The organism is Arthrobacter sp. P4_H3, assembly GCF_056400885.1.
This window is the reverse complement of record NZ_JBFUKK010000005.1, coordinates 315,037-339,276: the sequence shown is the minus strand read 5'-3', so window position 1 is coordinate 339,276 and position 24,240 is coordinate 315,037. Positions and strand designations below refer to the sequence as shown.

21 protein-coding genes are annotated in these 24,240 nt (G+C 67.3%); 7 read left to right on the top strand and 14 right to left on the bottom strand.

What is annotated here, in order from left to right; translation table 11 throughout:
* Window positions 1-58: 58 nt before the first annotated feature.
* The 7 genes from AC1DRE_RS09715 to AC1DRE_RS09685 all read right to left on the bottom strand — a co-directional run bounded on the left by AC1DRE_RS09715 (window position 59) and on the right by AC1DRE_RS09685 (window position 8,164).
* Window positions 59-1,045, bottom strand: a complete 987-nt coding sequence (locus AC1DRE_RS09715) for a GTP pyrophosphokinase (RefSeq protein WP_476984430.1) — start codon at window positions 1,043-1,045, stop codon at window positions 59-61.
* Window positions 1,046-1,141: 96 nt separating this feature from the next.
* On the bottom strand, window positions 1,142-2,269 hold the full coding sequence (locus AC1DRE_RS09710; RefSeq protein ID WP_476984429.1) for an RtcB family protein: 1,128 nt from the start codon (window positions 2,267-2,269) through the stop codon (window positions 1,142-1,144).
* A 22-nt stretch (window positions 2,270-2,291) separates the two neighbouring features.
* Complete coding sequence (locus AC1DRE_RS09705; RefSeq protein ID WP_476984428.1) at window positions 2,292-3,725, bottom strand: sulfate adenylyltransferase subunit 1; 1,434 nt, start codon at window positions 3,723-3,725, stop codon at window positions 2,292-2,294.
* Window positions 3,725-4,672, bottom strand: a complete 948-nt coding sequence (gene cysD, locus AC1DRE_RS09700) for a sulfate adenylyltransferase subunit CysD (protein ID WP_476984427.1) — start codon at window positions 4,670-4,672, stop codon at window positions 3,725-3,727. Before cysD ends, AC1DRE_RS09705 begins: the two co-directional genes overlap by 1 nt.
* A complete protein-coding gene (locus AC1DRE_RS09695) occupies window positions 4,669-5,424 on the bottom strand; it encodes a phosphoadenylyl-sulfate reductase (protein ID WP_476984426.1) in 756 nt (251 codons plus the stop codon). The genes cysD and AC1DRE_RS09695 overlap by 4 nt, the downstream gene beginning before the upstream one ends.
* Window positions 5,421-7,166 carry a nitrite/sulfite reductase gene (locus AC1DRE_RS09690; RefSeq protein ID WP_476984425.1) on the bottom strand — a complete coding sequence of 582 codons (1,746 nt, stop codon included), beginning with the start codon at window positions 7,164-7,166 and terminating at the stop codon, window positions 5,421-5,423. Before AC1DRE_RS09690 ends, AC1DRE_RS09695 begins: the two co-directional genes overlap by 4 nt.
* Before the next feature lie 272 nt (window positions 7,167-7,438).
* Window positions 7,439-8,164 (bottom strand): sirohydrochlorin chelatase, encoded by a 726-nt coding sequence (locus tag AC1DRE_RS09685; RefSeq protein ID WP_476984424.1) that lies wholly within the window; start codon window positions 8,162-8,164, stop codon window positions 7,439-7,441.
* 60 nt (window positions 8,165-8,224) lie between these two features.
* Here AC1DRE_RS09685 and AC1DRE_RS09680 point away from each other — a divergent pair, with 60 nt between their 5' ends.
* Together AC1DRE_RS09680 and AC1DRE_RS09675 are read left to right on the top strand one after the other, a co-directional pair.
* Entirely contained in the window at window positions 8,225-8,896 is a 672-nt protein-coding gene (locus AC1DRE_RS09680) for a trimeric intracellular cation channel family protein (protein WP_476984423.1), read from the top strand.
* A gap of 14 nt (window positions 8,897-8,910) precedes the next feature.
* On the top strand, window positions 8,911-9,336 hold the full coding sequence (locus AC1DRE_RS09675) for a hypothetical protein (RefSeq protein ID WP_364130251.1): 426 nt from the start codon (window positions 8,911-8,913) through the stop codon (window positions 9,334-9,336).
* 139 nt (window positions 9,337-9,475) lie between these two features.
* On the opposite strand, the gene AC1DRE_RS09670 is transcribed toward AC1DRE_RS09675, so the two are convergent.
* The 4 genes from AC1DRE_RS09670 to AC1DRE_RS09655 form a co-directional block, all read right to left on the bottom strand.
* On the bottom strand, window positions 9,476-10,315 hold the full coding sequence (locus AC1DRE_RS09670; RefSeq protein WP_476984422.1) for an endonuclease domain-containing protein: 840 nt from the start codon (window positions 10,313-10,315) through the stop codon (window positions 9,476-9,478).
* 412 nt (window positions 10,316-10,727) lie between these two features.
* On the bottom strand, window positions 10,728-11,831 hold the full coding sequence (locus tag AC1DRE_RS09665) for a polyprenyl synthetase family protein (RefSeq protein ID WP_476984421.1): 1,104 nt from the start codon (window positions 11,829-11,831) through the stop codon (window positions 10,728-10,730).
* A gap of 9 nt (window positions 11,832-11,840) precedes the next feature.
* Window positions 11,841-13,175, bottom strand: coding sequence for a geranylgeranyl reductase family protein (locus AC1DRE_RS09660; protein WP_476984420.1), 1,335 nt, complete (start codon window positions 13,173-13,175; stop codon window positions 11,841-11,843).
* Window positions 13,176-13,186: 11 nt separating this feature from the next.
* Complete coding sequence (locus AC1DRE_RS09655; RefSeq protein WP_476984419.1) at window positions 13,187-13,960, bottom strand: demethylmenaquinone methyltransferase; 774 nt, start codon at window positions 13,958-13,960, stop codon at window positions 13,187-13,189.
* Between the two features lie 109 nt (window positions 13,961-14,069).
* Here AC1DRE_RS09655 and AC1DRE_RS09650 point away from each other — a divergent pair, with 109 nt between their 5' ends.
* The 4 genes from AC1DRE_RS09650 to AC1DRE_RS09635 all read left to right on the top strand — a co-directional run bounded on the left by AC1DRE_RS09650 (window position 14,070) and on the right by AC1DRE_RS09635 (window position 18,286).
* Window positions 14,070-15,470 (top strand): isochorismate synthase, encoded by a 1,401-nt coding sequence (locus AC1DRE_RS09650; protein WP_476984418.1) that lies wholly within the window; start codon window positions 14,070-14,072, stop codon window positions 15,468-15,470.
* A gap of 250 nt (window positions 15,471-15,720) precedes the next feature.
* Window positions 15,721-16,524 carry an ABC transporter substrate-binding protein gene (locus tag AC1DRE_RS09645; protein ID WP_214953546.1) on the top strand — a complete coding sequence of 268 codons (804 nt, stop codon included), beginning with the start codon at window positions 15,721-15,723 and terminating at the stop codon, window positions 16,522-16,524.
* A gap of 161 nt (window positions 16,525-16,685) precedes the next feature.
* The gene (locus AC1DRE_RS09640; RefSeq protein WP_476984417.1) at window positions 16,686-17,477 is read left to right on the top strand and encodes an amino acid ABC transporter permease; all 792 of its coding nucleotides are present in this window, start codon (window positions 16,686-16,688) and stop codon (window positions 17,475-17,477) included.
* Window positions 17,478-17,488: 11 nt separating this feature from the next.
* On the top strand, window positions 17,489-18,286 hold the full coding sequence (locus tag AC1DRE_RS09635; protein ID WP_476984416.1) for an amino acid ABC transporter ATP-binding protein: 798 nt from the start codon (window positions 17,489-17,491) through the stop codon (window positions 18,284-18,286).
* A gap of 96 nt (window positions 18,287-18,382) precedes the next feature.
* On the opposite strand, the gene AC1DRE_RS09630 is transcribed toward AC1DRE_RS09635, so the two are convergent.
* Complete coding sequence (locus tag AC1DRE_RS09630; RefSeq protein WP_476984415.1) at window positions 18,383-19,357, bottom strand: hypothetical protein; 975 nt, start codon at window positions 19,355-19,357, stop codon at window positions 18,383-18,385.
* Window positions 19,358-19,514: 157 nt separating this feature from the next.
* Window positions 19,515-21,314 (bottom strand): 2-succinyl-5-enolpyruvyl-6-hydroxy-3-cyclohexene-1-carboxylic-acid synthase, encoded by a 1,800-nt coding sequence (gene menD, locus AC1DRE_RS09625; RefSeq protein ID WP_476984414.1) that lies wholly within the window; start codon window positions 21,312-21,314, stop codon window positions 19,515-19,517.
* A gap of 300 nt (window positions 21,315-21,614) precedes the next feature.
* Between menD and AC1DRE_RS09620 the strand changes: the two genes are divergently transcribed.
* Window positions 21,615-22,724: a LacI family DNA-binding transcriptional regulator gene (locus tag AC1DRE_RS09620; protein WP_476984413.1), complete on the top strand. Its 1,110-nt coding sequence runs from the start codon at window positions 21,615-21,617 to the stop codon at window positions 22,722-22,724.
* Between the two features lie 27 nt (window positions 22,725-22,751).
* On the opposite strand, the gene AC1DRE_RS09615 is transcribed toward AC1DRE_RS09620, so the two are convergent.
* A complete protein-coding gene (locus tag AC1DRE_RS09615; protein WP_476984412.1) occupies window positions 22,752-24,227 on the bottom strand; it encodes a glycoside hydrolase family 32 protein in 1,476 nt (491 codons plus the stop codon).
* Window positions 24,228-24,240: the final 13 nt, after the last annotated feature.

The following is a 24,240-nucleotide window of genomic DNA, read 5'->3' as shown; positions in this document are numbered from 1 at the left end:
GCACAGCCGGCCCGGCCCGCTCGGCGGCCCAGGCGGCCGCGCCAGCCGGAGGACCAGCTCAGTCCCGTATGCGCTCCAGCCGGTACGTCAGCTTCGATTCACGCTTGGGGTCGTCCCCCAGGGATTTGGTGCGGGAAATGTAGTCCCTGCCCCAGGTATTCAGCAGGAAGTCGTCCGCAATCCGGACGTGGCCGGCAGGGAACTTGTAGTCCATTCTTTTGGCCACGGTGGACCAGTCGGCGGCGCCGAAGAGCTCCTCGGCGTCGGCCACGGTCCGCACACCGTTGGCGGCAAGCAGGTCCCCCAGCCAGTCGTATTGCCGGGCCTGGCTCCTGGGGTGTTCCGAGAGCAACCGCGTGAGCATGTCCTGGAGGATGTCCCCGGTGAGCTCGGTGGCGGGGCTCTCGGCGAAGTCGGCAGTGCTTTCGGCCTGGCGGCGTTTGACGATGTCGTTGATCGCGGAGAACTGGGCGTCGGCGAGTTCGATGAGCGTTGACGCCATGGTGAACGCGCGGTCCACCTCGGCGTTGGCCTCGCTGCCGCCCTTGTAGCGGATGTCGTGTTCGAAGGCGGCCCACGCATGCTGCAGCACGGTCCGGATCTGGACCTCGAACCGGTCGCCGATGAACGAGTGGCAGCCCACGGGAACGTTCTCGGCAGGGATTTCGAGGACGAGGTGCCTGCCTGCGTAGCCGATCTGGCCGTTACGCCGCTGGGAGCTCGTTTTGTCGTCGTCCTCGCGGCAGCTGAATTGCCCCTTCAGCGCCGTTGCGACGTCGGCGATGTCGGGTTCCAGGAACATGATGACGCGGACGCCGATGAGGTCGTCGAGCTGCTCGAGGCCCCGTTCATACTTGAAATTTCCGTCGGCTTTGAGCCGGTCCAGTTTTGCCTTGACCGAGGCCGGGTCCTTGACCCTGGCCTGCACGGTGTGGTGGTTGAGGCCGTCGTCCCTGAGCCGGGCCCGGATGGCGTGCCCGATTGCGTCCGAAGCCGCGTTCAGCCGGGGCAGCAGCTCCGCGTACTGCTCCAGGGAGCGGGCCACAACTGCCTCATGATCTTCCAACCGTTCCCCCGATCATCAGCGGCCCATGTACCCAGCAGAGTATCCAAGCCAGCCGGTTTCAGCTACTGACCGTGCTCAATCCCCTTTGACATTGATCAGCTGCCGAAGGGTGTGACGGATCCTGACCAGATCCTGCGCGTCGCGCATCACGACGTCAATGGGCTTGTACGCCGCTGGAATCTCGTCGATGAAGGCCTCGGTGGCGCGGAATTCGATCCCGACCATGGCCCTTTTCAGCTCTGCCAGCGAGAACGTCTTGCGGGCGGCGGTCCGGGAGTACTCGCGGCCGGCTCCGTGCGGCGAAGAGTTCAGGGATGCGGGGTTGCCAAGTCCCGCCACCACGTACGACGCCGTCCCCATGGACCCGGGAATGAGTCCCGGATCGCCGTGCTCGGCCCTGATCGCGCCTTTACGCGACACCCAAACGGACTTCCCGTAGTGCCTTTCCTGCTGCGTGAAGTTGTGGTGGCAGTTGATCCGCTCCCGCTCCCTGACGTGGCCGCCCACCCAGTTGGCGAACTGTGTGATCACACGCTCCATCATTTCTTCCCGGTTCAGGAGGGCGAAGTGCTGGGCCCATCGTAGCTCCGCGATGTACCGGGTGAACTCGCTGGTGCCTTCCTCCAGGTAGGCGAGGTCCGGGTCGGGCAGCCTGGTTCCGCGTTTCCGGGTCACCTGCTGGGCCACGCCGATGTGATGCTGGGCGATCTTGTTGCCGACGCCGCGCGAACCCGAATGCAGGAACAGCCAGACGGCATCGGTTTCGTCAGCGCAGACCTCGATGAAGTGGTTGCCCGATCCCAGCGAGCCGAGCTGGAGTTCCCACTTGGCCAGGTACTGGGCCGGATTGAACCCGGCCTGGGCCGCCATTTTTCGGAGTTCGGCAAGGCGCGGCTCGGCTGAGGCCGTGACTTTCCTGTTGTTGTGGCCCGCCGAAAGCGGGATGGCCCGTTCGATGGCCTCGCGCAGCCGTTTGCGGTCCTTCGGCAGGTCCTTCAGCGAATACTGCGTCCGTACGGCGATCATTCCGCAGCCGATGTCCACGCCGACGGCGGCCGGAATGATCGCATGAAGGGTGGGGATGACCGAGCCCACGGTGGCGCCTTTGCCGAGGTGCGCGTCGGGCATCAGGGCCAGGTGCGGGTAGATGAACGGCAGCGTGGAGGTGGCCAACGCCTGCTCGAATTTGCGGCGATCTCGCACGTTTCCGGCGACCTCAGCGCAATCAGATCGAGTAGCGCTCGTCCTCGTGGTCACCCGGGTGGTCGTTGACCAGCCCGGCGGCAAGGGTGTTGCCGTCCAGCGGGTCGATCACCAGGAAGGCTCCGGTGCGGCGGTGGTGCAGGTAGTTCTCCAGCGGCAGCGGGGCGGCGAGCCGGAGCTGCGCGTGGCCGATGTCGTTGAGTTCCAGGCTGGACGCGCCCTCGAGCTTGAAGGTGGCGAGGTCCAGCTTGCCGCTGACACTGCGGACCAGGGCCTGCACCGTGCGGGTGCCGTGCTTGACCAGCACCTTGGCGCCTTCACGGAGCGGCTTCGGGGACAGCCAGCACAGCGCGGCGTAGAGGTCTGCGGAGGCTTCGCGGACGGTGCCTGCGGCAGCGATCGTGTCACCGCGGGCGACGTCGAACTCGTCAGCGAGGCGCAGGGCCACGGACTGCGGAGCCACGGCTTCGGTGAGCTCGGCCCCCGCGAAGTCGATGCCCGTCACGGTGGTGGTGCGGGGGGCCTGGCCGGGGGTCAGCACGCTGACTTTGTCCCCCACCTTCACCGAACCTTCGGTGATCTGCCCGGCATAGGCGCGGTAGTCGCGGTACTTCTCGACGTCGAGTCCGCCGGCAATTGCGTCGGGAGCCAGCGCGCCCTGCGGCCGGACCACCAGCTGTACCGGGAAGCGGAAGCTCTCCAAGTGGCTTTCGAGTTCGTCCGCGGCGGGCAGGGTTTCGAGCACCTCGAGCAGGGCCGGGCCGGTGTACCAGGGGGTCCGCTCGGAGCGCTCCACCACGTTGTCGCCGTCGAGCGCGGACACCGGAACCACCAGCAGGTCGGTGATGCCGTCCGAACCGAGGCCGAGCTCGCGGCCCACCTTCTGCACGTCAGCTTCGATCTCGCGGAACACGCTCTCGCTGAAGTCCACCAGGTCGATCTTGTTCACGGCCACGATCACGTGGGCCACGCGCAGCAGCTGCAGCACCGAAAGGTGCCGGCGGGTCTGCTCCAGGACACCCTTGCGGGCGTCAATGAGTACGACGACGGCATCCGCGGTGGACGCGCCGGTCACCGTGTTCTTGGTGTACTGCACGTGCCCGGGGCAGTCGGCCAGGATGAAGCTGCGGCGGTCGGTGGCGAAGTAGCGGTAGGCGACGTCGATGGTGATGCCCTGCTCGCGCTCGGCACGCAGGCCGTCGGTCAGGAGGGCCAAGTCAATCGCTTGTACACCGGCTGCGCCGGGTCCCCCAAAGCCGCGGTCCGCGGAGGTGCGGGCAACGGCGTCGAGCTGATCTGCCAGGATCGCCTTGGAGTCATGCAGGAGGCGGCCCACCAAAGTGGACTTCCCGTCGTCGACCGATCCGGCGGTGGCGAAGCGGAACAGCGAGGCGTGGGCGAGGGGTGCCTCGTCAAGAAGGGCAGCCGCGCGGGCTGTATCGATTTCGGTGCTCATTAGAAATAGCCATCCTTCTTGCGGTCTTCCATGGCGGCCTCGGAGATGCGGTCATCCGCACGGGTGGCGCCACGTTCGGTGATGGTGGAGGCTGCAACTTCAATGACGACGTCGCGCACCGAAGCGGCGGCCGACTCTACGGCACCGGTGCAGGACATGTCGCCCACGGTGCGGTAGCGGACCGTCTTGGTGATGACTTCCTCGTGCGGCAGCGGCTGGGAAACCTCGCCCACCGCACGCCACATGCCGTCGCGGGCAAACACTTCGCGGTCGTGGGCGTAGTACAGGCCCGGCAGCTCGATGTTCTCGCGTTCGATGTAGCGCCAGATGTCCAGCTCGGTCCAGTTGCTGATGGGGAATGCGCGGACGTGCTGGCCCACGGTGTGGCGGCCGTTGTAGAGGTTCCACAGCTCGGGGCGCTGGTTGCGCGGGTCCCACTGGCCGAATTCGTCGCGGAGGCTCAGGATGCGCTCCTTGGCGCGGGCCTTGTCCTCGTCGCGGCGGCCGCCGCCGAACACGGCGTCGAACTTGTTCTTCTGGATCGCGTCCAGCAGCGGGACGGTCTGCAGCGGGTTGCGGGTGCCGTCGGCGCGCTCGGCCAGCTCGCCGCTGTCGATGAACTCCTGGACGGAGCCGACGACGAGCTTAAGTCCCAGCCGCTCGACGGTACGGTCGCGGAAGTCGATGACCTCGGGGAAGTTGTGGCCGGTGTCCACGTGCAGCACGGGGAACGGGACCTTGCCCGGCCAGAACGCCTTCGTGGCCAGGTGCAGCATCACCACGGAGTCCTTGCCGCCGGAGAACAGCAGCGCGGGCTTCTCGAACTCGGCCACGACTTCGCGGATGATGTGGATCGCTTCGGACTCGAGGGCGTCCAGGCTGGAGAGGCGCGTGGATACGGCGGCTTCAGTCACCTGGGTGGTCTCCTCAGTTAGGAAAGTGCTCATACGTGTAGTCCGCATTCTGTCTTGTCGGTCCCTGCCCAGCGGCCGGCGCGGGGGTCGTCGCCCGGCGCCACCTTCCGGGTGCAGGGCTGGCAGCCAATGGAGGGGTAACCCTGGGAAAGCAGCGGGTTGACCGGCAGGAGGTTGTCATCGGAGTACTGGACCAGCTGGTCGAACGTCCACGCGGCAACCGGGTTGACCTTGACCAGGCCGTTGGTCTCGTCCCATGTGACCAGCGGGGTGTTGGTGCGGGTGGGTGCCTCATCGCGGCGGACGCCGGTGAACCAGAGCTCGTAGCCGGCCAGGGTGCGGCGCAGCGGGGCCACTTTGCGGAGGGCGCAGCACTGGGCTGCGTCGCGGGCAAAGAGGTCCTTGCCGAGGAGCCGGTCCTGCTGCTCCACGGTGTTCTCCGGCAGCACGTCAACGACATTGACACGCAGGTTCGCGGCCACCTCATCACGCGTGGCGTAGGTTTCCGGGAAGTGGTAGCCGGTCTCCAGGAACAGGACGTCGACGCCGGGCATCTGGTCCGCGACCAGGGCCGGCAGGACGGCGTCGGCCATGGAGCAGGCGACCGCCACTGCGGAGAGGTCGAAGTTGCGTTCCACCCAGGCGATCACGTCGCGGGCAGGAGCGTCCCAGCCGAGCTCGGCGGCGCCGGACTCGGCGATGGCCTTAAGCTCGTCGTGGGTGCGGAGCTTGGGGGTTTCGACGGTCTCAGCGACCGGGTCGATGCCTGCTGCGTGCTTGCTCACTGGAGGGCCTCCTCATCTGCTGCGTGGGCCCACTCGGCGAAGGTCTGGCCTTCGGCGCGCTGGGCGACGAACGTGCGGACGACGCGTTCGACGTAGTCCGGCAGGTCCTCAACGTAGACCTTGAGGCCGCGGACGGTGCGTCCCAGGCCGGCCTCCTCGCGGTCGGTGGAAGCCAGCCCGCCGCCGAGGTGGACCTGGAAACCCGGGGTGGGGTCGCCGTCGGGCGTTGGAAGCATCATGCCCTTGAGGCCGATGTCCGCGGTCTGGATGCGGGCGCAGGAGTTGGGGCAGCCGTTGATGTGCAGGGACAGCGCGTGCGGCAGCTCGCCCGACGCCGTGAGGTCAGCCAGGCGGCGTTCCAGCTCAGCGACGGCGGTGGCCGCGGTGACCTTGGTTTCGACGATGGCCAGCTTGCAGTATTCGATGCCGGTGCAGGCGATCGTCCCGCGGCGGAACACGGACGGGCGGGCGGACAGGCCCAGCGCGTCGAGCTCGGCAACCAGCGGCTCAACGTGGTCCTTGGCAACATCCAGCACCACGAGCTTCTGGTGCGGGGTGGTGCGCAGGCGGTACGAGCCGCGCGCCTCAAGGGTGTCCGCGAGCTTCACCAGCTGACCGCCGGACAGGCGGCCGGCCAGCGGAGTGGCGCCGATGAAGAACTTGCCGTCCTTCTGCTCGTGCACACCGATGTGGTCACCGGGGGACGTGGGCTTGGGCGCGGCGGGACCGTCGGCCAGCTTGTAGCCCAGGTACTCGTCCTCAAGGATCTGCCGGAACTTCTCCGGACCCCAGTCAGCCATCAGGAACTTCAGGCGGGCCTTGGTGCGCATGCGGCGGTAACCGTAGTCGCGGAAGATGCTGGTGACGCCGAGCCAGACTTCGGCGGCTTCCTCGGGCTTCACAAAGGCACCGAGGCGCTTGCCGAGCATCGGGTTGGTGGACAGCGCGCCGCCGGCCCAGAGGTCGTAGCCGACGCCCAGTTCGGGGTGCTTCACACCCACCAAGGCGAAGTCGTTGATCTCGTGCACCACGTCCTGGCTGGGGTGGCCGGTGATGGCGGTCTTGTACTTGCGCGGCAGGTTGGACAGCAGCGGGTTGCCGATGAACCGCTCCCCCAGCTCCGCGATCAGCGGCGTGGGGTCGATGATCTCGTCCTTGGCGATGCCGGCCACCGGTGAGCCCAGGATGACGCGGGGCACGTCGCCGCAGGCCTCGGTGGTGGACAGGCCAACACCTTCCAGGCGGGTCCAGATCTCGGGGATGTCCTCCACGCGGATCCAGTGCAGCTGGATGTTCTGGCGGTCGGTGAGGTCGGCGGAATCCCGGGCGAAATCAACGGAGATCTGGCCGATGACGCGCAGCTGCTCGGTGGTGAGCGCACCGCCGTCGATCCTGACCCGGAGCATAAAGTACTTGTCTTCGAGCTCGTGCGGCTCAAGCGTGGCGGTCTTGCCGCCGTCGATCCCGGGCTTGCGCTGCGTGTAGAGGCCCCACCAGCGGAAGCGGCCGTGCAGGTCCTGGCCCGGGATGGAGTCGAACCCGTCCTTGGAATAGATGGACTCGATACGCTCGCGGACGTTGAGGCCGTCGTCTTCCTGCTTCCAGGTTTCGTTGGCGTTGAGCGGGGTGGTGCCGTCAACCTTCCACTGGCCGTGCGGCTTCGCTGCCGGACGGTTGGCGCGTGCAGGTCGCTTGGCGGCAGCGGAGTCCGCGGACGCTCCGGCTAGAGCTGTATCAGTCATGCATCGACTGTAGGTCCGACCCGAAAGCCGTCACAAAGGGTCAGAAACGCGAGGTCACCTAGGGAAACATTTCGTCATGAATCGCCGGGGAGCCTTGAAGAAGGATTGGGGCTGTGCATGGTCCGGGGCTGTCCGCCAGGGTGTTCAGCACGGCCCCGTTAGAGGTGGCCTCAGGGGCCCCGCCGCGGGCCGTCAGGGGCGGCGACGGCGGCGCCAGGGTGCCGCGTCAGGGGGTCGCTGCCGCGGCGGCTGCCGCAGCGGCGACGGCGGCGTCAGGGGGTCGCTGCCGCGGCCTCTGCCGCAGCGGCGACGGCGGCGTCATAGCGGTCCAGCGCAATCTCGGCCATGAGCCGGGAGGGCAGCAGCGGCTCCGTCACCACGTCCGCTTCGGCCTTGGCCAGCTGGTCGTGGAAGAAACCGTGCGCCAGCAGGTACGACGCAATGATCACGCGCCCCTGCCCCTCCCCTCCCGGGTATTCGGCACGCAGCGAGGCGACGGCGTCGGGCACGGAGGGCTTGGCGGCCGCACCGTAGGCGGGAACGATCCTGTTGCCCCGCAACGCCCTCAGGTGTTCGGCGAGCTCTTCAACGCTGACCGAGGCTTTGGGGTTGGTGGATCCGGCAGCCGCGAGGACCACGGCATCCTGCTCGGTGGCTCCGGCTTCGCGCAGCCGCTGGTCGAGGATCTCTGCCAGCCTGGGATCCGGCCCGAGGGGATCCGACGCGGTGCTGCCTTCCCGGCCCCGCGCCGCGCGCGCGATGTCCACCTTGGTGTGGAAGCCCACGCTGAGCAGCAGCGGCACGATGACGGCCTGCTCGCCTTCCGGCAGCCCGGCCATGACATCCACCAGGTCCGGGTCCTGGACGTCAACATAGGCTTCGCGGACGTCCAGGCCGGGGCGCAGTTCGCTGATCCCGGCACGGAGGCCGTTGACCTCGGCAGCACCCAGAGGGCTGGACGTTCCGTGGGCACAGGCGATCATGATGGGGCTATTCATAGGGGCTAGCGTAACGTTGGAGCCGCCCTATCCGCCCCTTGAAATTCACCGGGACGCCCCATGACCTTCTCATTCAACGCCGTTCTGGTATGGCTGGATCTGGCGGGTGTCTTCTTTTTCGCGGTGTCCGGCTCCCTCCTTGCCGCGCGGAAACAATTCGACCTCATCGGATCCTTGCTTCTCGCCTCCCTCGTTTCGCTGGGCGGCGGCGTGATCCGCGACATCATCCTCAACAGCGGCCCGCCCGCGGCGTTCACCAACCCGGCCTACCTGGCTCCCCCGCTGCTGGCCACCGTGCTGGTGTACTTCCTGTTTTCCAGCTTCCAGCGCTTCACGTCGCTGCTCATCCTGTTCGACGCCGGCGGCCTGGCCCTGTTCTGCATCACCGGAACGCTGAAGGCACTGAGTTTCGGAATGAACCCCGTTTCGGCCGTGCTCCTGGGGGTCACGACGGCGGTGGGCGGCGGACTGCTGCGCGACATCACGGCCAACGAGGTGCCGCAGCTTTTTGACCCGAAGGACCTCTACGCGCTGCCTGCGTTCACGGGGGCGGCCCTCACCACGGTCCTGTGGGTGTCCGGTGCATTCAACGCATTCACCGCGGGGGCCGTGGCCGCCGTCGTTTTCGCCTTCCGGGTCACGGCCTGGCGCCGTTCCTGGTACGTTCCGCTGGCCGTCCGGGGGTGGCACCGGCTCGGGCTGGGGACGGCGGAAAACAGTGGCCGGGATTAGCTAGGATATGAACCATGACTGACATGTTCCTCGAGAAGTTCCGCGCGCTTGTTCCGAAGTATCTCGAAGACGAATGGCAGGAAGAGGACGGACTGGCCGAAGACGAGCTCGAGTCGGCCCTCGCCGAGCACCAGTTCCAGATCCCGCTGGTCCTGAAGGAGTTCTACCAGGCACTGGGCGGCTGCGAGGACCTCATGGAGGCCTACCACTACTTCTGGGACCCCGAGGAACTCGAAGTTGATGACGAGGGCTTCCTCATGTTCCTCGAGGACGAAGAAGAACAGTTCACCTGGGGCTTCCGCGTGGGCGACCTCGGTGTCCCGGACCCCATTGTGTACCGCCGCAACAACGCCCGCGGCCAGTGGAAGAGCGAAGAGGGCACCTTCTCGGAGTTCGTGTTCGACATGTTCGAGTGGGCGTTCAACGACGAAGAGGACTAGGTCCCGCGGCCTCGTTTGGGCGGCTCCCCCGGCCTAAACGGGGCACTTCGACACGGACACGCCGTCGGCTAAGCCCGGTTCCGCGGTTTCGGCGTCCAAAGTGCCCCACGACGGCGGCAGGAATGCACGACGGCGGCGGTCACCGCGTGCTGAAACCTCCCCGCCGGCACAGCTCCAGTACCTCCAGCACCTCGGCCACCATCCGCTGCGGGTGATTGACGACGTCGTCATAGCCGTACCGGAGGCCCAGGCGTCCGCCGATGACGGTGGCATTGTTGCGCTTCCGGTCCTTCTTCACCTGTCGGGGCTCCAGATGCGACCCGCCGTCGGTTTCCACCACCAGGCATTCCTCAATGAGGAAGTCCACCTCGCCCACGCCCGGAAGCTCCACATGCCGCCGGACATGCAGGCCAGCCCGCCGGAAGTGGTAGTTCGCCAGAACTTCGAGGATGGAGTCCGCCCGAGGGATCACGCTGTCCAGGACCGCCCGGGCGCGCGCGTTGCGGTTTCCGGGCAGCTTGCGGCGCAGGAACTCCACGGTGATGTCTCCCCGTTGGGCTGCGCACTGGACCATAACCAGCGATTCCACCTCCGGCAGGCAGCGCAGGGCGTGAATGAGCACGTCGGCCAGGCCGGCGACGGGAAGCCACGGATGGGCCGGATGGAGGCATCTGCCATGTGTCAGCGTCCCTGGCGGCGTCTTTCTGTGCGAGGGACTCAGGTGCACAGGCCCCGCATCAAGCACGGTCCACAAGCCGTAAGTGGGCGCGGCCGACAGGCACGTCAGCAGGGCATTGTGCCGTAGCGCCATCCCAAGTGCTCCTGCCTCCGCGGGCAGGCTGTAAATGCCTCGCCGGATTCGCACAATGCGCCCCGCAGCCAGTGCTTTGTCGCGGGCAGTGTGCCTAAAACCCGCCGCGCGGAGTGCCGACGCCTTTGTTACGCCGGACCGAGTGCGGAGGAAGGTCTCGATGTCCATGCTCCCAAGCTGCCCCTTGGCCGGCGGGATGGGCAGATCCGGGCTGCGTCATGTGGACAACCCGTCCGTCCTGGGGCACTTCGACACGGACACGCCGTCTCCTGAGCCCGGATTGCGCATCCCCGGGCTCAATGTGCCCCGCGACGGACGAAGGCCCGCACACCGGAGGCAGTGCAAGGCCGGCAGTCAAGGCCGGCCCAGGAAGTGTGACACGCCCATTAACATCCGATTCGCGTTCGTGACAAAGCTGTCATAGACTTATTCACGGATCCACTAAATGCCTCCGGTGGATCTGATGCGAACGGAGAAATGGCCCCGGTTCGATGCAGCGAGTGACTCGTATTGCTGCAAAGGACCGGGGCCATTCCGTGTTTAAGCACTTGGCGGGAAGCAGGCGCCTCCGGGCAGGGCCCTAGCTGGCGCGGTCCACCACGGCCAGCGCGAAGCTGATGAGCGAGGACTTGACCACGCCTTCGGGCAGCGGCGCCAGCGCGGCGATGGCCTCATCGGCCCAGGCGCGGGCCACTACCCACGATTCCGCGGTGACCCGGTGGTCGCGCAGGCCGGCCACGGCGGCAGCCAAAGCAGAGTCGGAGGTGAGGTCGCCGTCGATCAGTTTCAGGAGTTCGACGGCGGACGCGTCACCTTCGGCGGCGGCGTTGCGGAGCAGCAGCACGGGCAGGGTGGGCACCCCTTCGCGCAAATCCGTGCCGGGGGATTTGCCGGATTTGACCTTGATGCCGGTGACATCGATGACGTCGTCGGCCAGCTGGAAGGCCACACCGATCTTCTCGCCGTACTCCACCAGCAGCGGCTCGTAGGCTTCGTCGGCACCGGCAAAGATGGCACCGAGCTGGCCGGAGGCAGCCACCAGGGATCCGGTCTTGTCCGCGATGACGGACAGGTAGTGCTCCACCGGGTCCTCGTCGGGGCGGGGTCCCACGGTTTCGTGCAGCTGGCCCAGGCACAGCCGTTCGAAGGTGCGGGCCTGGATTCCCAGCGCGCGCGAGCCGAGTTCGGACACCAGGATGGACGCCCGGGCGAAGATCAGGTCGCCGGTGAGGACCGCCACGGAGTTGCCCCAGACCTCGTGGGCCGTGGGGGCGCCGCGGCGGAACGGGGCCGAGTCCATCACGTCGTCGTGGTACAGCGTGGCCAGGTGGGTGAGCTCAACCACCACGGCAGCCTGCACCACAGCCGGCCGCGAGGCGTCACCGAGGTGGGCGCAGAGCAGGGCCAGCAGCGGGCGGATACGCTTGCCGCCGGCTTCCACCAGGTGACGCGACGTCGCATCGGCCAGCGGATCGGAGTTGGCAATGGCCTCGCGGAGCTTCTTTTCCACGCGGGCAAGGTTGGTGGTGATGGCGGGGCCCAGCTCCGGGTCCTCGGCGATGGCGGCGAAACCGGCCGGCAGCTGGAGTCCTGTGGCGATCGCGGTGGTGTTGGGCTCGGGCTCCCTGGAGTCCGGCAGGCCGTGTCCGGCATGGGTCCAGCTGTGCTTGGCAGAGTTCGTCACGGGTTAACCCTAACTTTTTGTTGCGGAAACCGCGGATGTGTAGCTGGACGGGGAGAGGGAGGTGTTGGACGTGGCAGGCACCAGGGCCTCCAGGAGTCTGATCACCCTGTCCTCGAATCCCTTGGCTGAGTCATCCGTGACGTTGGCCATCAGCCGGACTACGAACTTCATGAGTGCCGGCAGCGGCATGCCGGTCCGGAGCGCGAGCTTCATCACGGACGGCTTGCCGATCACCGAGGCGAAGGCCCGGCCCAGGGTGAAGTGGCTCCCCCACTGGCCGCGCACATAGTCCGCGTACCCCTTGAAGTGGAGGTCGGCGTCGTCGTGCGTCCATTTGGCGTAGCGGCTCTGCCAGGTGTTGGCGTCGATGACGTATTCGGCCGCAAAGCGGGCGGACTCCATGGCGTAGGAGATGCCCTCGCCGTTGAACGGGGACACCATCCCGCCGGCGTCGCCCAGGAGCAGCAGGCCCGGGTAGTAGTGCGGCGTGCGGTTGAAACCCATGGGCAGCGCGGCGCCGCGGATCTCGCCCACCTGGTTTTCGGGCGTGAAGCCCCATTCGGCGGGCATCCCGGCGGTCCATTCGCGCAGGACCTGCTTGTAGTCGAGCCGGCCGAATTCCTTGGAGGAGTTCAGGATGCCCAGGCCCACGTTGGAGGTGCCGTCGCCCACGCCGAACACCCAGCCGTAGCCGGGGAGGAGCTGGCCGTCGCGGCCGGGGAGCTCCAGCCAGCCTTCCATCCAGTCGTCGTCGTGCCGGGGGCTCGTGAAATAGGTGCGCACGGCCACGCCGAGCGGGCGGTCGTCACGCTTCTGGATGCCGAGGGACACGGCGGTTCGGGACGAGTTACCGTCCGCGGCGAGGACGACGTCGGCAAGGAAGTCGCGCGTCTCCCCCGTCTTGCGTCCGGACTCGTCAAGCAGCGCGGCGCGGACGCCGATGACGCGGCCGTCCGGCGAGCGCAGGGCTTCGGTGACGCTGTGCCCTTCCAGGACGCGGGCGCCGGCGGATTCGGCGTGCCGGGCCAGCTCTTCGTCGAAGCCCAGCCGGGTGCGGATCAGGCCGTATGTGGGGAAATCGGAAACCTCCGGCCAGGGCAGTTCAATGGTGCGGCCGCGTGCGATCAGGCGGAGGCCCTTGTTGCGGCGCCAGCCGCCTTCCTCGGGGTGGGGCATGCCGAGCTTCTGGATCTCGCGGACGGCGCGCGGAGTGAGCCCGTCGCCGCAGACCTTTTCACGCGGGAACCTGGTTTTTTCCAGCACCGTGACGCGGATGCCGGCCTTGGCGAGGTAGTAGGCGGCAGTGGACCCGGCGGGCCCTGCGCCGACGATCAGTACGTTCACGGCAGGTTCGGCTAGCTCGCCGGCCGGGTGATGTTGCGGCGGAGCTTCGCCACGGGGCCGGTGTGGTTGGCGATGGCGGCCGCGCTGCCGGACAGCGGCTTGTGCGCGCGGTGGACGGCGACGATGCCGCCGCTGAGGTTGCGGTACGTGACCTTCTCCCAGCCGGATTCCTGCAGCCAGCCGGCCAGGTGGTCCTGGTCCGGCCAGGCGCGGATGGACTCGGCGAGGTAAACGTAGGCGTCCGGGTTGGACGAGACCTTCACGGCGATGGCCGGCAGCGCACGCATGAGGTATTCGGTGTACATGGTCCGCCACAGCGGGACCACGGGCTGGGAGAACTCGGCGATCACCAGCTTGCCGCCGGGCTTGGTGACGCGGAGCATTTCGGCCAGCGCCTTCTTGGGCTCGTTGACGTTGCGCAGGCCGAACGAAATGGTGGTGGCGTCAAAGGTGTTGTCCGCGAACGGCAGTCGCGTGGCGTCGCCGGCGATGAAGTCGATGTCCGGGCGGCGGCGTTTGCCCACCTTGAGCATTCCAAGCGAGAAGTCGCAGGCGATGACGTTGATCCCTGCATCCGCGTAGGGCTCGCTGGATGTGCCTGTTCCGGCGGCGAGATCCAGCACGCGCTGGCCCGTCTTCACATCCATGGCTTCGACGACTACCCGGCGCCAACGGCGCGTCTGTCCCATGGACAGGACGTCATTCACGACGTCGTATTTGGGGGCGACGTCGTCAAACATCGTGGCTACTTCGTCCGGACGCTTATCCAAGGATGCTCGGTTCACCATGTCATTGTCTCAAATGTTGGGCGGACCCACGAACCACGGCCCGGCGCAGCGCGGCGAAGGACCCCAATCAGGCGCCAGCGGCACTCGGGAGTACTGTTATCTCATCATGACGAGTACGTTCCGCGCCGGCATTATTAAGACACTGACAGTCCCCCTGGATGGAAGATCATTCTCCGGGGGGCTGCCGTCATTTCTGGTCCGGGACGATGTCCTCTGCTGGACCCGCCGCGAAGCCGGACTGGTGGGCTTCGGCGAGATCGCCCGCTTCACCGCCACCGGCCCCGAGCGTTTCCTTGAGGCCGACATCTGGTGGCGGCACCTGGTCCTGGAAGCGGACATCACCGACTCCGTGGAGTGCCCCGGCACCGGCCCGGTGGCGTTCGGCTCCTTCGCGTTCTCAAAAGTGTCCACGCACCGCTCCCGGCTGATTGTTCCCGAAGTCGTTGTGGGGGTCAGGGACGGCCGCGCCTGGCTCACCCAGTTAACGTTCGACGACGGCGAACTCACCGAAGCGGGCGCCCTCGCCGCCCTGCAGCGCTGGCTGGACGCTGATCCGCTGGATGCTTGGGGCGACGGATCCGAAGCCTCAACAGCCGACGTCGGCCGCCCCCTTGGCGCCCCTCCGGGAGGTGGCGTTGCCGCGGAACCGGCTGCCGACGTCGTGCCCAAACTCGAAACCGGCTCCCTCAGCGAGCACGACTGGATGGCGGCAGTGGCCGCCGGCGTCGCCGAAATCCGCACCGGCAAGCTCGAAAAGCTGGTGCTGGCCCGGGACATCGTCGCCACGATTCCGGAAGGCGTGAATGCCGCGGAAATCCTCCGTCAGCTGGCCGTCCGGTACCGCGAATGCTGGACCTACGGCGTGGACGGGCTGGTGGGGTCGACCCCGGAAATGCTGATCCAGGTGGAGGGCCGCACAGCCCAGGCGCGGGTCCTGGCCGGCACCCTGGACCGCCGCGATGCCGAGGGGATGGACGGCTCGCCGCTGGAATTCGCCGAGCGCGTGCTGGCCGGGTCCGAGAAGCAGCGACACGAGCACGAGATCGCCATCCAGTCGCTCACTACCCAGCTGGCACCGTTTTCCGAGGCCATGAACGCGCACAGTGAACCGTTCATCCTGGAGCTGCCCAACGTGTGGCACCTGGCGTCGGACGTCAAGGCCGAACTGACCGAGGTGGAAGGCCACGTGCCCACGTGCCTGGCGCTGATCAACGCGCTGCATCCCACGGCCGCGGTCTGCGGAACCCCCACCACGGTGGCCGGGGCGCTGATCCGCAAGCTGGAGCACATGGACCGCGGGCCGTACGCAGGTCCGGTGGGCTGGCTGGACGCGGCGGGGAACGGCGAATGGGGCATCGCGCTGCGCGGCGCCGTCGTCGAGGCGCCGGACTCGGTGCGGCTCTATGCGGGCTGCGGCATCGTGGAGGGCTCACACCCCGAGGCGGAACTGGCGGAGACGTGGGCGAAGTTCCGGCCGATGCTCGAGTCGCTGGGCATCAGCAACTAAGTTCGCGCCGCCCGCACCCAACTAGGTAGCAGTAGGTGTCGTTTTGGCCGCCCAAAACGACACCTACTGCGACCCAGTTGGGCGGAGTGTCCGGGGACGCAGACACCAGCGCCTCGCCTAGGCTTGAAATCAGAGGTAGTTTGGTTATCCAATAGTGAAACTAAGTTTTCTGTGATGCACATCTCGTGTTCGGCGTTACACTATAAGCCGTTTTAGTCACGCATACCCCTGCAACAAAAGGTAAGAAACTATGCAGCCCATGTCCTCCGCCACGGCAAAGCTGGCCGCCAAGGCAGCCGCAATCCTCGCCGTCGGCGCCCTTTCCCTCACGGCCTGCGGCGGCAGCTCCACGCCTGCAGCGTCCTCCGCGGGCGGCGTCCAGCTCATCAACGCCGGCAAGCTGACCGTTTGCTCCGACGTCCCCTACGAGCCGTTCGAATTCCAGAAGGACGGCAAGATCGTCGGCTTCGACATGGACATCGCCGCCGAGGTTGCCAAGGACCTGAAGGCCGAGCTCAGCGTTGTGGACAGCTCCTTCGAGGCCATCGAGACCGGCACGGCGCTCACCGGCTGCGACGTCTCCATCTCCTCCATCTCCATCACGGACACCCGCAAGGCCGTCATGGACTTCTCCGAGCCGTACCTGAACGACGACCTGACCCTGGTGGCCACTGAGGCTTCAGGCATCACGAACATCGACGGCGCCAAGGGCAAGAAGGTGGGCGTCCAGCAGGCCACCACCGGCGCCCAGTACGCCAAGGACAAGGGCATCGACGCCCAGCAGTTCGAGGACACGGGACTCCTGGTCCAGGCCCTCAAGGCAGGCACCATCGACGCCGCCCTGGGCAACCAGTCGGTCCTCGGCTACGCCATCAAGGACGACGCCAAGTACAAGCGCGTGGAAAACTACGCCACGGGCGAGAAGCTGGGCATCTCCATCAAAAAGGGCAACACCGCCATGGCCGACCAGGTCAACTCCACGCTCAAGCGCCTGACCGACGACGGCTCCTTGAAGAAGTACGAGACCACCTGGTTCGGCGAAGCCGCCAAGTAGCACACACTCCGGCCCGGGCACTCCAGCCAGAGAAACCCGGGCAGCCCTGTGACCTACCAAGTTGGGGCCCTGTACCGCTGTATGACAGTCCGCTGTAAAGCACTCCGCTGGACAAACAGCCCGTACGGGGCCTCAACTGCGCAAACGAATGTGAGAACACCATGGCAATGACCGCACGTCAACGAGCCAAAGTCAGCCTGTACGTCCAGGCCGGAATCTTCGTTCTGGCTGTGGCCGCGCTGATTCTGGCCACAGACTGGAAGACCATCGGCAACAGCGTCTTCAACTTCGCCAAAATCGGCCCAATGTTCCCGGACATCTTCCTGGTCGGCCTCAAGAACACCCTGATCTACACGGCCCTGGGCTTCATCGTGGGCCTGTCCGGCGGTTTGCTGCTGGCCCTCATGAAGCTCTCCAGCTTCCCGCTCTACCGCTGGATCGCCACCGGCTACATCGAGTTCTTCCGCGGCATCCCCGCGCTGCTGGTGTTCATCGCCTTCGGCTACGGCGTTCCGCTCGCGTTCGGCGTGCAGTGGAACGTGACCATTGTGGTGATGATCTCGCTGGGCATGGTGGCTGCGGCCTACATCGCGGAAACGCTCCGCGCCGGCCTGCAGGCCGTGCCCAAGGGACAGCTGGAAGCTGCCCGCTCCCTGGGCATGCCCCAGTGGCGGGCCATGGTGTCCATCGTGATCCCGCAGGCTTTCCGGATCGTGCTGCCGCCGCTGACCAACGAAGTCATCCTCCTGACCAAGGACTCCTCGCTGATCTACGTGCTGGGCCTGACCGCCTCGCAGTACGAGCTCACCAAGTTCGGCCGCGACGGCATCTCCAGCCTGGGCGCAGGGCTCACCCCGCTCCTCGTGGCGGGCGCCTTCTACCTGGTGATCACCATCCCGCTGAGCCTTTTGGCCCGGAAGTTCGAAAGCCGCTCCGCGCGGACGAAGCGATAGGCAGGACAGTCATGAACGACGTCGAAAACACCGCCCGCAATACTGCCGTACATGCCGCCGGGGTTTCCCTCAAGGACCTCCGCAAGTCCTACGGCTCCAACGAAGTCCTCAAGGGCATCAGCCTGGAGGTCGCCCCCGGCGAGGTGGTCTGCCTCATCGGCCCGTCCGGTTCCGGCAAGTCCACCCTGCTGCGTTGCGTGAACCTGCTGGAGCAGCCCAACGAGGGAACCATCCACGTGGGCGGTTTCGAGGCCACCGACCCCGATGTGGACATCGACAAGATGCGCCGCAAGGTGGGGATGGTGTTCCAGCAGTTCAACCTGTTCCCGCACCTGAACGCCCAGCAGAACTGCACCATCGCCCAGACCAAGGTGCTCAAGCGCCCGCAGGCCGAGGCGGACAAGGTGGCGCGCGCCAACCTGGACCGCGTAGGCCTGGGCCACCTGGCAGACCGGTTCCCGGACCAGCTTTCCGGCGGTCAGCAGCAGCGTGTGGCCATTGCCCGTGCGCTCAGCATGGACCCCGAGCTCATGCTGTTCGATGAGCCCACCTCGGCCCTGGACCCGGAAACCGTGGGCGACGTGCTGTCCGTCATGCGGAACCTGGCCAAGGAGGGCATGACCATGCTGGTGGTGACCCACGAGATGGGCTTCGCCCGCGAAGTGGCCGACCGCGTGGTCTTCATGGACGGCGGCGTGGTGGTGGAGGAAGGCGTGGCCGAGCAGGTCATCAGCGCCCCCAAGCAGTCCCGCACCAAGGAATTCCTGAAGCGCGTCCTGGACCCGACGCACATCGACATCTCCAAGTAGGTTTTGCCCGCATCCGGTGTCCGGAAGCGCACGCACTTTCGACACGCAAATGCCCTGGCGCACCCGGAATTCCGGGTGCGCCAGGGCATTTGGGCGTCACAGGACCTTTTGCGCGTCGAGAACTGCCGAACGCGTCCGACGGCGGGGCACCCCGGCCGCTGCCACCTTGCGTTCCAGCCGGGCCGGCTGCATCAGATCCGCCCACACCCACCGGACAACGGTGAACCCGAGAGCGCGGATCCGGTCCTCGCGGTACTTTTCCTCGACCACCACCTGGGATGGCGTCCTGCCCCTGAGATACTCCGGTTTGAGGTACTTCTCCTCGCCGTCAAACTCACCCACCACCCTGGCCCGCTTCCAATAGAAGTCGGCGTAGCCAATCAAACCCTGTTCATCCCTAAATTCCTGCTGGAGGACCGGCGCTTCAAACCCCGCAAGATGAAGGAGTGAACGGCTATACGACTCCCCCGCCGAACCCGACCGGGCATCAGCGAAGTCCAGGGCCGCGTGGATCCTGCGCTGTCTGGCCGCGCTATAGATTGATCCGGCTGCCGCCCGGAGATCGTCCTTGCTCAGGGCGGACAACTTTGCGGCAGCGCGGGGTCTAAGCACATGGTCCAGCGGGACGACAGCCTCAGCGAACGGGGTGAACGCCGCCAGATCCAGGACGGTGCGGACACGGGACGTGACCAGCAACCCGTCCCGTCGGACGACTTCCAGGCCGGAAGGGGCAGCGAAGTGGCGCCTGACACCCGCCCGCGACCTCCCGCCGTCGTTCGTCAGGGCCAGTGCCTGAACCGGGTGTCCTACGCCGATGGTGGGAACTCCCCAAACGCTTGCCGCCGAGTGCCTGGCGAAAATGGTGGGCTTTTCGAACATTTCCGCAGCGGCACGGATCCGCAGCCCGTACTTCTGCCAGTCTTTCAGTTCCTGCCACACAGCCCCGTTCGTATAGACGCCGTGGCGGATCCGCACCAGGGCGCCGGAGCGAACCTGCTTCGCGAGGTCCTTAGCCGTAAGCCCGTGCAGCCCGCGGTCACGGGCAAGGAGGAGGGGCGGGAGGTCCGTCATGCATTCAGGCTGGCAGGGGCACGCCGCAGGCTTCAGGACGAATGCTCCTATGTGGAAATCCTCCCGGGCTCTTTCGACGCGCAAATGGGCTGGCGCAGGGGTTATTCCGGGCGCGCCAGCACATTTGCGTGTCGCCAGCCACTTTGGGCGTCGTGTCTTACGGGGACAGCACGCCGCGGACTGCTTCCGCCACTGCGGCCTTGATGCGGCCGTGCAGCTCCCTGAGGCCCTGCCGGTCGGTGCGGACCTCAATGATGCTGCGGCCCTGCTGCGGTGCGGCGAGCGCCTCGGCGAGTTCCGCCGTCGTACTCACCGCGCAGTGTCCGACGCCGTACGCTGCGGCGAGTGCCGCGATGTCCACTGTGTGGGGGGTGCCGAAGAGGCGCTCGACGGCGTTCCCGTACGTTCCGGCTTCCTGCACGGCTCCGTGTTCCAGGAGGTTGAAGATGGCCCCGCCGGCGTCGTTCAGGACCACTATGCGCAGGAGGGGCTCGTTCTCGGCGAAGCCCAGGAGGAGGCCGCCGGCGTCGTGCAGGAAGGTGACGTCGCCAACCAGGAGGGTGGTTTCCTGCCGGCCGCCCCAAGCGATGCCGGTGGCAGTGGAGATGGTGCCGTCAATCCCGGCGAGGCCGCGGTTGGCGAACACCGTGGCCTGCGGTTCGGGCACGGGCTGACCGGCGAGGTCCACATCCCGGATGCCGTTGGAGGATCCCAGCATCAGCTGTCCGCGCGCATGCTTCCACACCAGCGCCCCGACTGACGGTCCGGTTGCTGCTGCTTCTCCGGACAGCACCTGGTCCAGCGCGTGCTGCGCGGCGGCACCGGCCAGCAGCCAGGCATCCAGCCAGGCCGAGGAGCCGCGGCCGGAGAAATCGGCGAGGTCCGCGAGGTTGTCCAGCAGGAGTTCCGTCCGCCGGCCCGGTTCGAACCAGGCCACGGGAACCGGCTGGTAGAGGGCGGACGGGACGTCGGCCCGGGCCAGCAGCGCGGAGACCGGGCGGGACAGGGTCGGCCGGCCAAACAGGACCACGCGCTCGATCGGCTGGGCGGAATCCGGGCCGAAGTGCTCCAGCAGGAGCCGATACGGGCCCACGGCATTGGGGCCGAAGCGTGCGTTGGAGGACGGTTCGGCGAGCAGCGGCAGGCCGTGGGCGCGGGCGAAGGCCTCGGCGGCCGGACCGGCGTCGTGCCCGGCCAGGACCACGGTGCGCCGTTCCTCCAGCGTGGCCGGTGCCGGCGGCAGGGTCATGGGCTCCGGGCCGCGCCCGATCCTCCACGTCCTCCGGCCCGCTGCTTCCGGGAGTCGGTCGCCGGCGGCGGGGACCAGCGGATCACGGAAAGCCAGGTTCAGCTGGACGGGCCCCGGTGCGACGTCTTCGAACACGCCCGTGGCGGCGCTGAGGGCGGTCTCCACCGCGCGTTCGGGATCGGTGCCCGCGGGGACGTCGGCGGCAAACCGCACGTGCTCGCCGAAGAGGTCCAGCTGGACGGTGGTCTGGTTGGCGCCGGTGCCGCGCAGCTCGTCGGGCCGGTCAGCCGACAGCACCACCAGCGGCACAGCGGCGTGGTTGGCTTCCATGACGGCGGGCATGAGGTTCCCGACGGCGGTCCCGGACGTGGTGAGCACGGCGGCCGGCGCTCCCGTGGACAAGGCAATGCCCAGGGCGGTGAAACCGGCGGAGCGCTCATCGATCCGGACCAGGAGTTCCACGCGGCCGGCGGCGTCGGCCTCGGCGAGCGCATAGGCCATGGGAGCTGACCGCGAACCCGGCGAGACCACAACATACCGGACGCCGCCGTCGAGCAGGGTTTTGACAGCGACCCGGGCGGCCTCGATAGCGGTCAGGGTGTCCTTCGCCGTGTCGGCCGGGGCGCCGGTGGCGTCACCTTCGGAAAGAGGGGCGTCGTCGGCGGCGGCATAGGCATTGAGCGGGTCCAGCGGGTTCTCGGAAGTCACCAATCCAGTCTCCCATCAACCCCAACGCTCTCTCACTTCCTGCCGCCCAAACCCCCAACGCTCTCTCACTTCCTGCCGCCGAAACCCCGGACGCTCTCTCACTTCCTGCCGCCCAAACCCCGACGCTCTCTCACTTCCTTCGGCGAAGTGAGAGAGGATCGCAGGAAATCGCGCAGGAAGTGAGAGAGCGTCGCAGGAAAACCCACAAAAAGTGAGAGAGCGTCGCAGGGGGCGCACCAGCTCACACGAGTTAGGTAAACTGCAGCAAAGCAGTGTTTTCCCCACCCGGAGGATCAGCCCATGAACCGCAAGGCCACCGCACTGGACGTCGCCAAGCTGGCGGGTGTCTCGCGCAGCGCTGTGTCGCTCGTGCTCAACGGGCGGGGTGACGGCAACGTGGCCGCGGAAAGCCAGCAGCGCATCCGGGAAGCAGCCGCCGCGCTCAACTACTCGCCGAACAAGATTGCCCTGAGCCTGCGCAACCAGCAGTCGCGGATCATCGGGATAGTGTCGGACGAGGTGGTCACCAGCCCGTTCGACGGCAACATCATCGCCGGCGCTGACGCCGTGGCGCGGTCGCACGGCTTTGTCACCGTGGTGATGGATACGGAGCACGACGGGTCCCGGGACGAAGGTGCCGTGGAAACCCTGCTGGACCGGCAGGTGGACGGGCTCATGTACGTGACGGTGGGGCTGCGTCCCCTGAACGTGCCGCCGAACATGGCCCGGGTCCCGTCGATTCTGGCCAACTGCTTCGATGACCGCCCCGAGGCAGGCCTTCCGGCCGTCATCCCGGACGAGGTTCGGGGCGGGCGGGAAGCCGCGGAACACGTGATGGCCCTCGGCCACCGGGACATAGCCTTCCTCGCCGGGGACTCCCTGACTCCCGCCGCCCCCCGCCGGATCGAGGGCTACCGCGATGCGTTCAAGGCCGCGGGAATGCCCGTGAATGAGGACCGTGTCATCCAGGTGGGCTGGGACATCGACGCCGGATTCCACGGCGCCATGAAGCTGCTCGACAGCGCGGACGCGTCCACCCGTCCCACCGCGATCCTGTGCGCCAACGACCGTCTGGCCATCGGCGTCGTGCTGGCCTGCTACCGGCTGGGGCTGAACGTTCCGCAGGATGTGTCCGTCATGGGCTACGACGACGAATTCCGCGTCGCCAAGACCATGGTCCCGGCGCTCACCACCATGGCCCTTCCGCTCCGGGAAATGGGCGCCGTGGCCATGACGGCGCTGCTCGCCGAGGTGGAGGCGGCTCCGAACGGAAAGAACGACGACGGCGGCGGCTTGGGTGCCAGCGATGCCGCGGGTGCCAGCGCCGAGCCCGCGGCCAGCTCCCAAACGATGGTTCCGTGCCGGCTGGTGGTCCGGGATTCCACCGGCCCTGTCCCGGCCGGGCGCTGAGGCCCGGCCGGATCAGGACCTTTGGCGTCAGCCCTGGGCCGGCGGCTGCTTCAGTTCCCAGACGTCGGCCGTGGCGCCGGCCGGAAGGTGCAGCTGCCATTCTTCCCCCGCCGCCGGGTACGCCCGCAGCGTGGTGGCCACGGAACCGGCGCGGTAGACCTCCACCAGTGAGGCATCGACAAAGACGCGCAGCTCCTCCCCCGGCTGCAGGTTTCCGCTGAACACGCTCTGGCGGCCGCCGTCACCCACGAGCAGGAGTTCGACGGCGGTGTTCCCGCCGCCGGCCCCGCCGCCAGTCCCGTCTCCAGTAGCCGCACCGGCAGTAACCAAGGCTTCAGCAAACGGGGGCAGTACAACGGATCCTGCCGCTTGGCTGGCCGTCAATGCTCCACGGTAGGCGTTGACCTCTGGGGCAGGACTGACGGAAAGGGCGCCGTCGACCACGGAGAGTTCTCGCGGGAAGGTCAGGACCCCGGCCCAGCCGGCGGCGTCTATTTCGTCCTGGCTGCGGCCGCGGCGTCCGTCCCGGCCCGGTCCTTCATTGGCCCAGCCCCACAGCAGGGCCCGGTCCTCCAGCGCCACGATCTGGGGCGCGTAGAAGTCCCGTCCGAGGTCGGACTTTCCGCCGCCGCGGGGCGTGAAGACCGGCAGTCCGGTCGCCGGGTCCTCGGTCAGGGAACCGACCAGGTGTCCCACGCCGTTGGCATGTTCGTGTGCGTCACCTGAGAGCCAGAGCGAGAACATCATCAGCCAGGTTCCGGCGTCGCCTGCGGACTCCCCTGCGGACCCGGACCGGGACCCGGAGTCGCCGGACAGGCCGGAGGAATCCGGCACGCGCACCAGCTGCGGGCATTCCCAGATCTCCGCGGGCGTGAACTCCGAAGCCACCGGATTCTCCGAGGTCAGCCAGATGCCCTGGTACTTCCAGTCGGACAGGTCCTCCACCGTGTACAGCAGGAGTGCGGCGTGCCCGCTTGCGAGGCCCGCGCCCTGCATGGCGTACCGCTTGCCGTTGAACCGGAAGATAAACGGGTCGCGCACCGCGATGACCCGCCCGTCGTTCGGCATCGAGGCAGCAACATGGCCGGTCTGCTCCCAATGGACCAGGTCCTCCGAACCGCGGGCGATGACCACCTGGGAGTGGCCCCCGTCGCCGCGGACGCCCGAGTACGCGGCGGTGGGAACACCGCCGTCGTCCGTCACCACACCGGTCCAGCAGCCGTACTCATCCGGTCCGCCGGGCTGGGGACGCAGCGCCACCGGGTGTTCCTCCCAGCGCACCAGGTCGGCGGAGCTCACGTGGCCCCAGGCGATCCTGTGGTGCCGGGCGGAGTCCGGGTTGTACTGGAAGAACACGTGGTAGCGGCCGTTGATGTAGCTGATGCCGTTGGGATCGTTGATCCAGCCCTGCGCGGGACGCGGGTGGAACCGCGGGAAGGCGGGATCGGTGTGGGCGGCGGCGACGTCGTCGAAGCGCAGGGCGGCGAGGTCCGGGGAGGGCATAACGGGGGGCCTT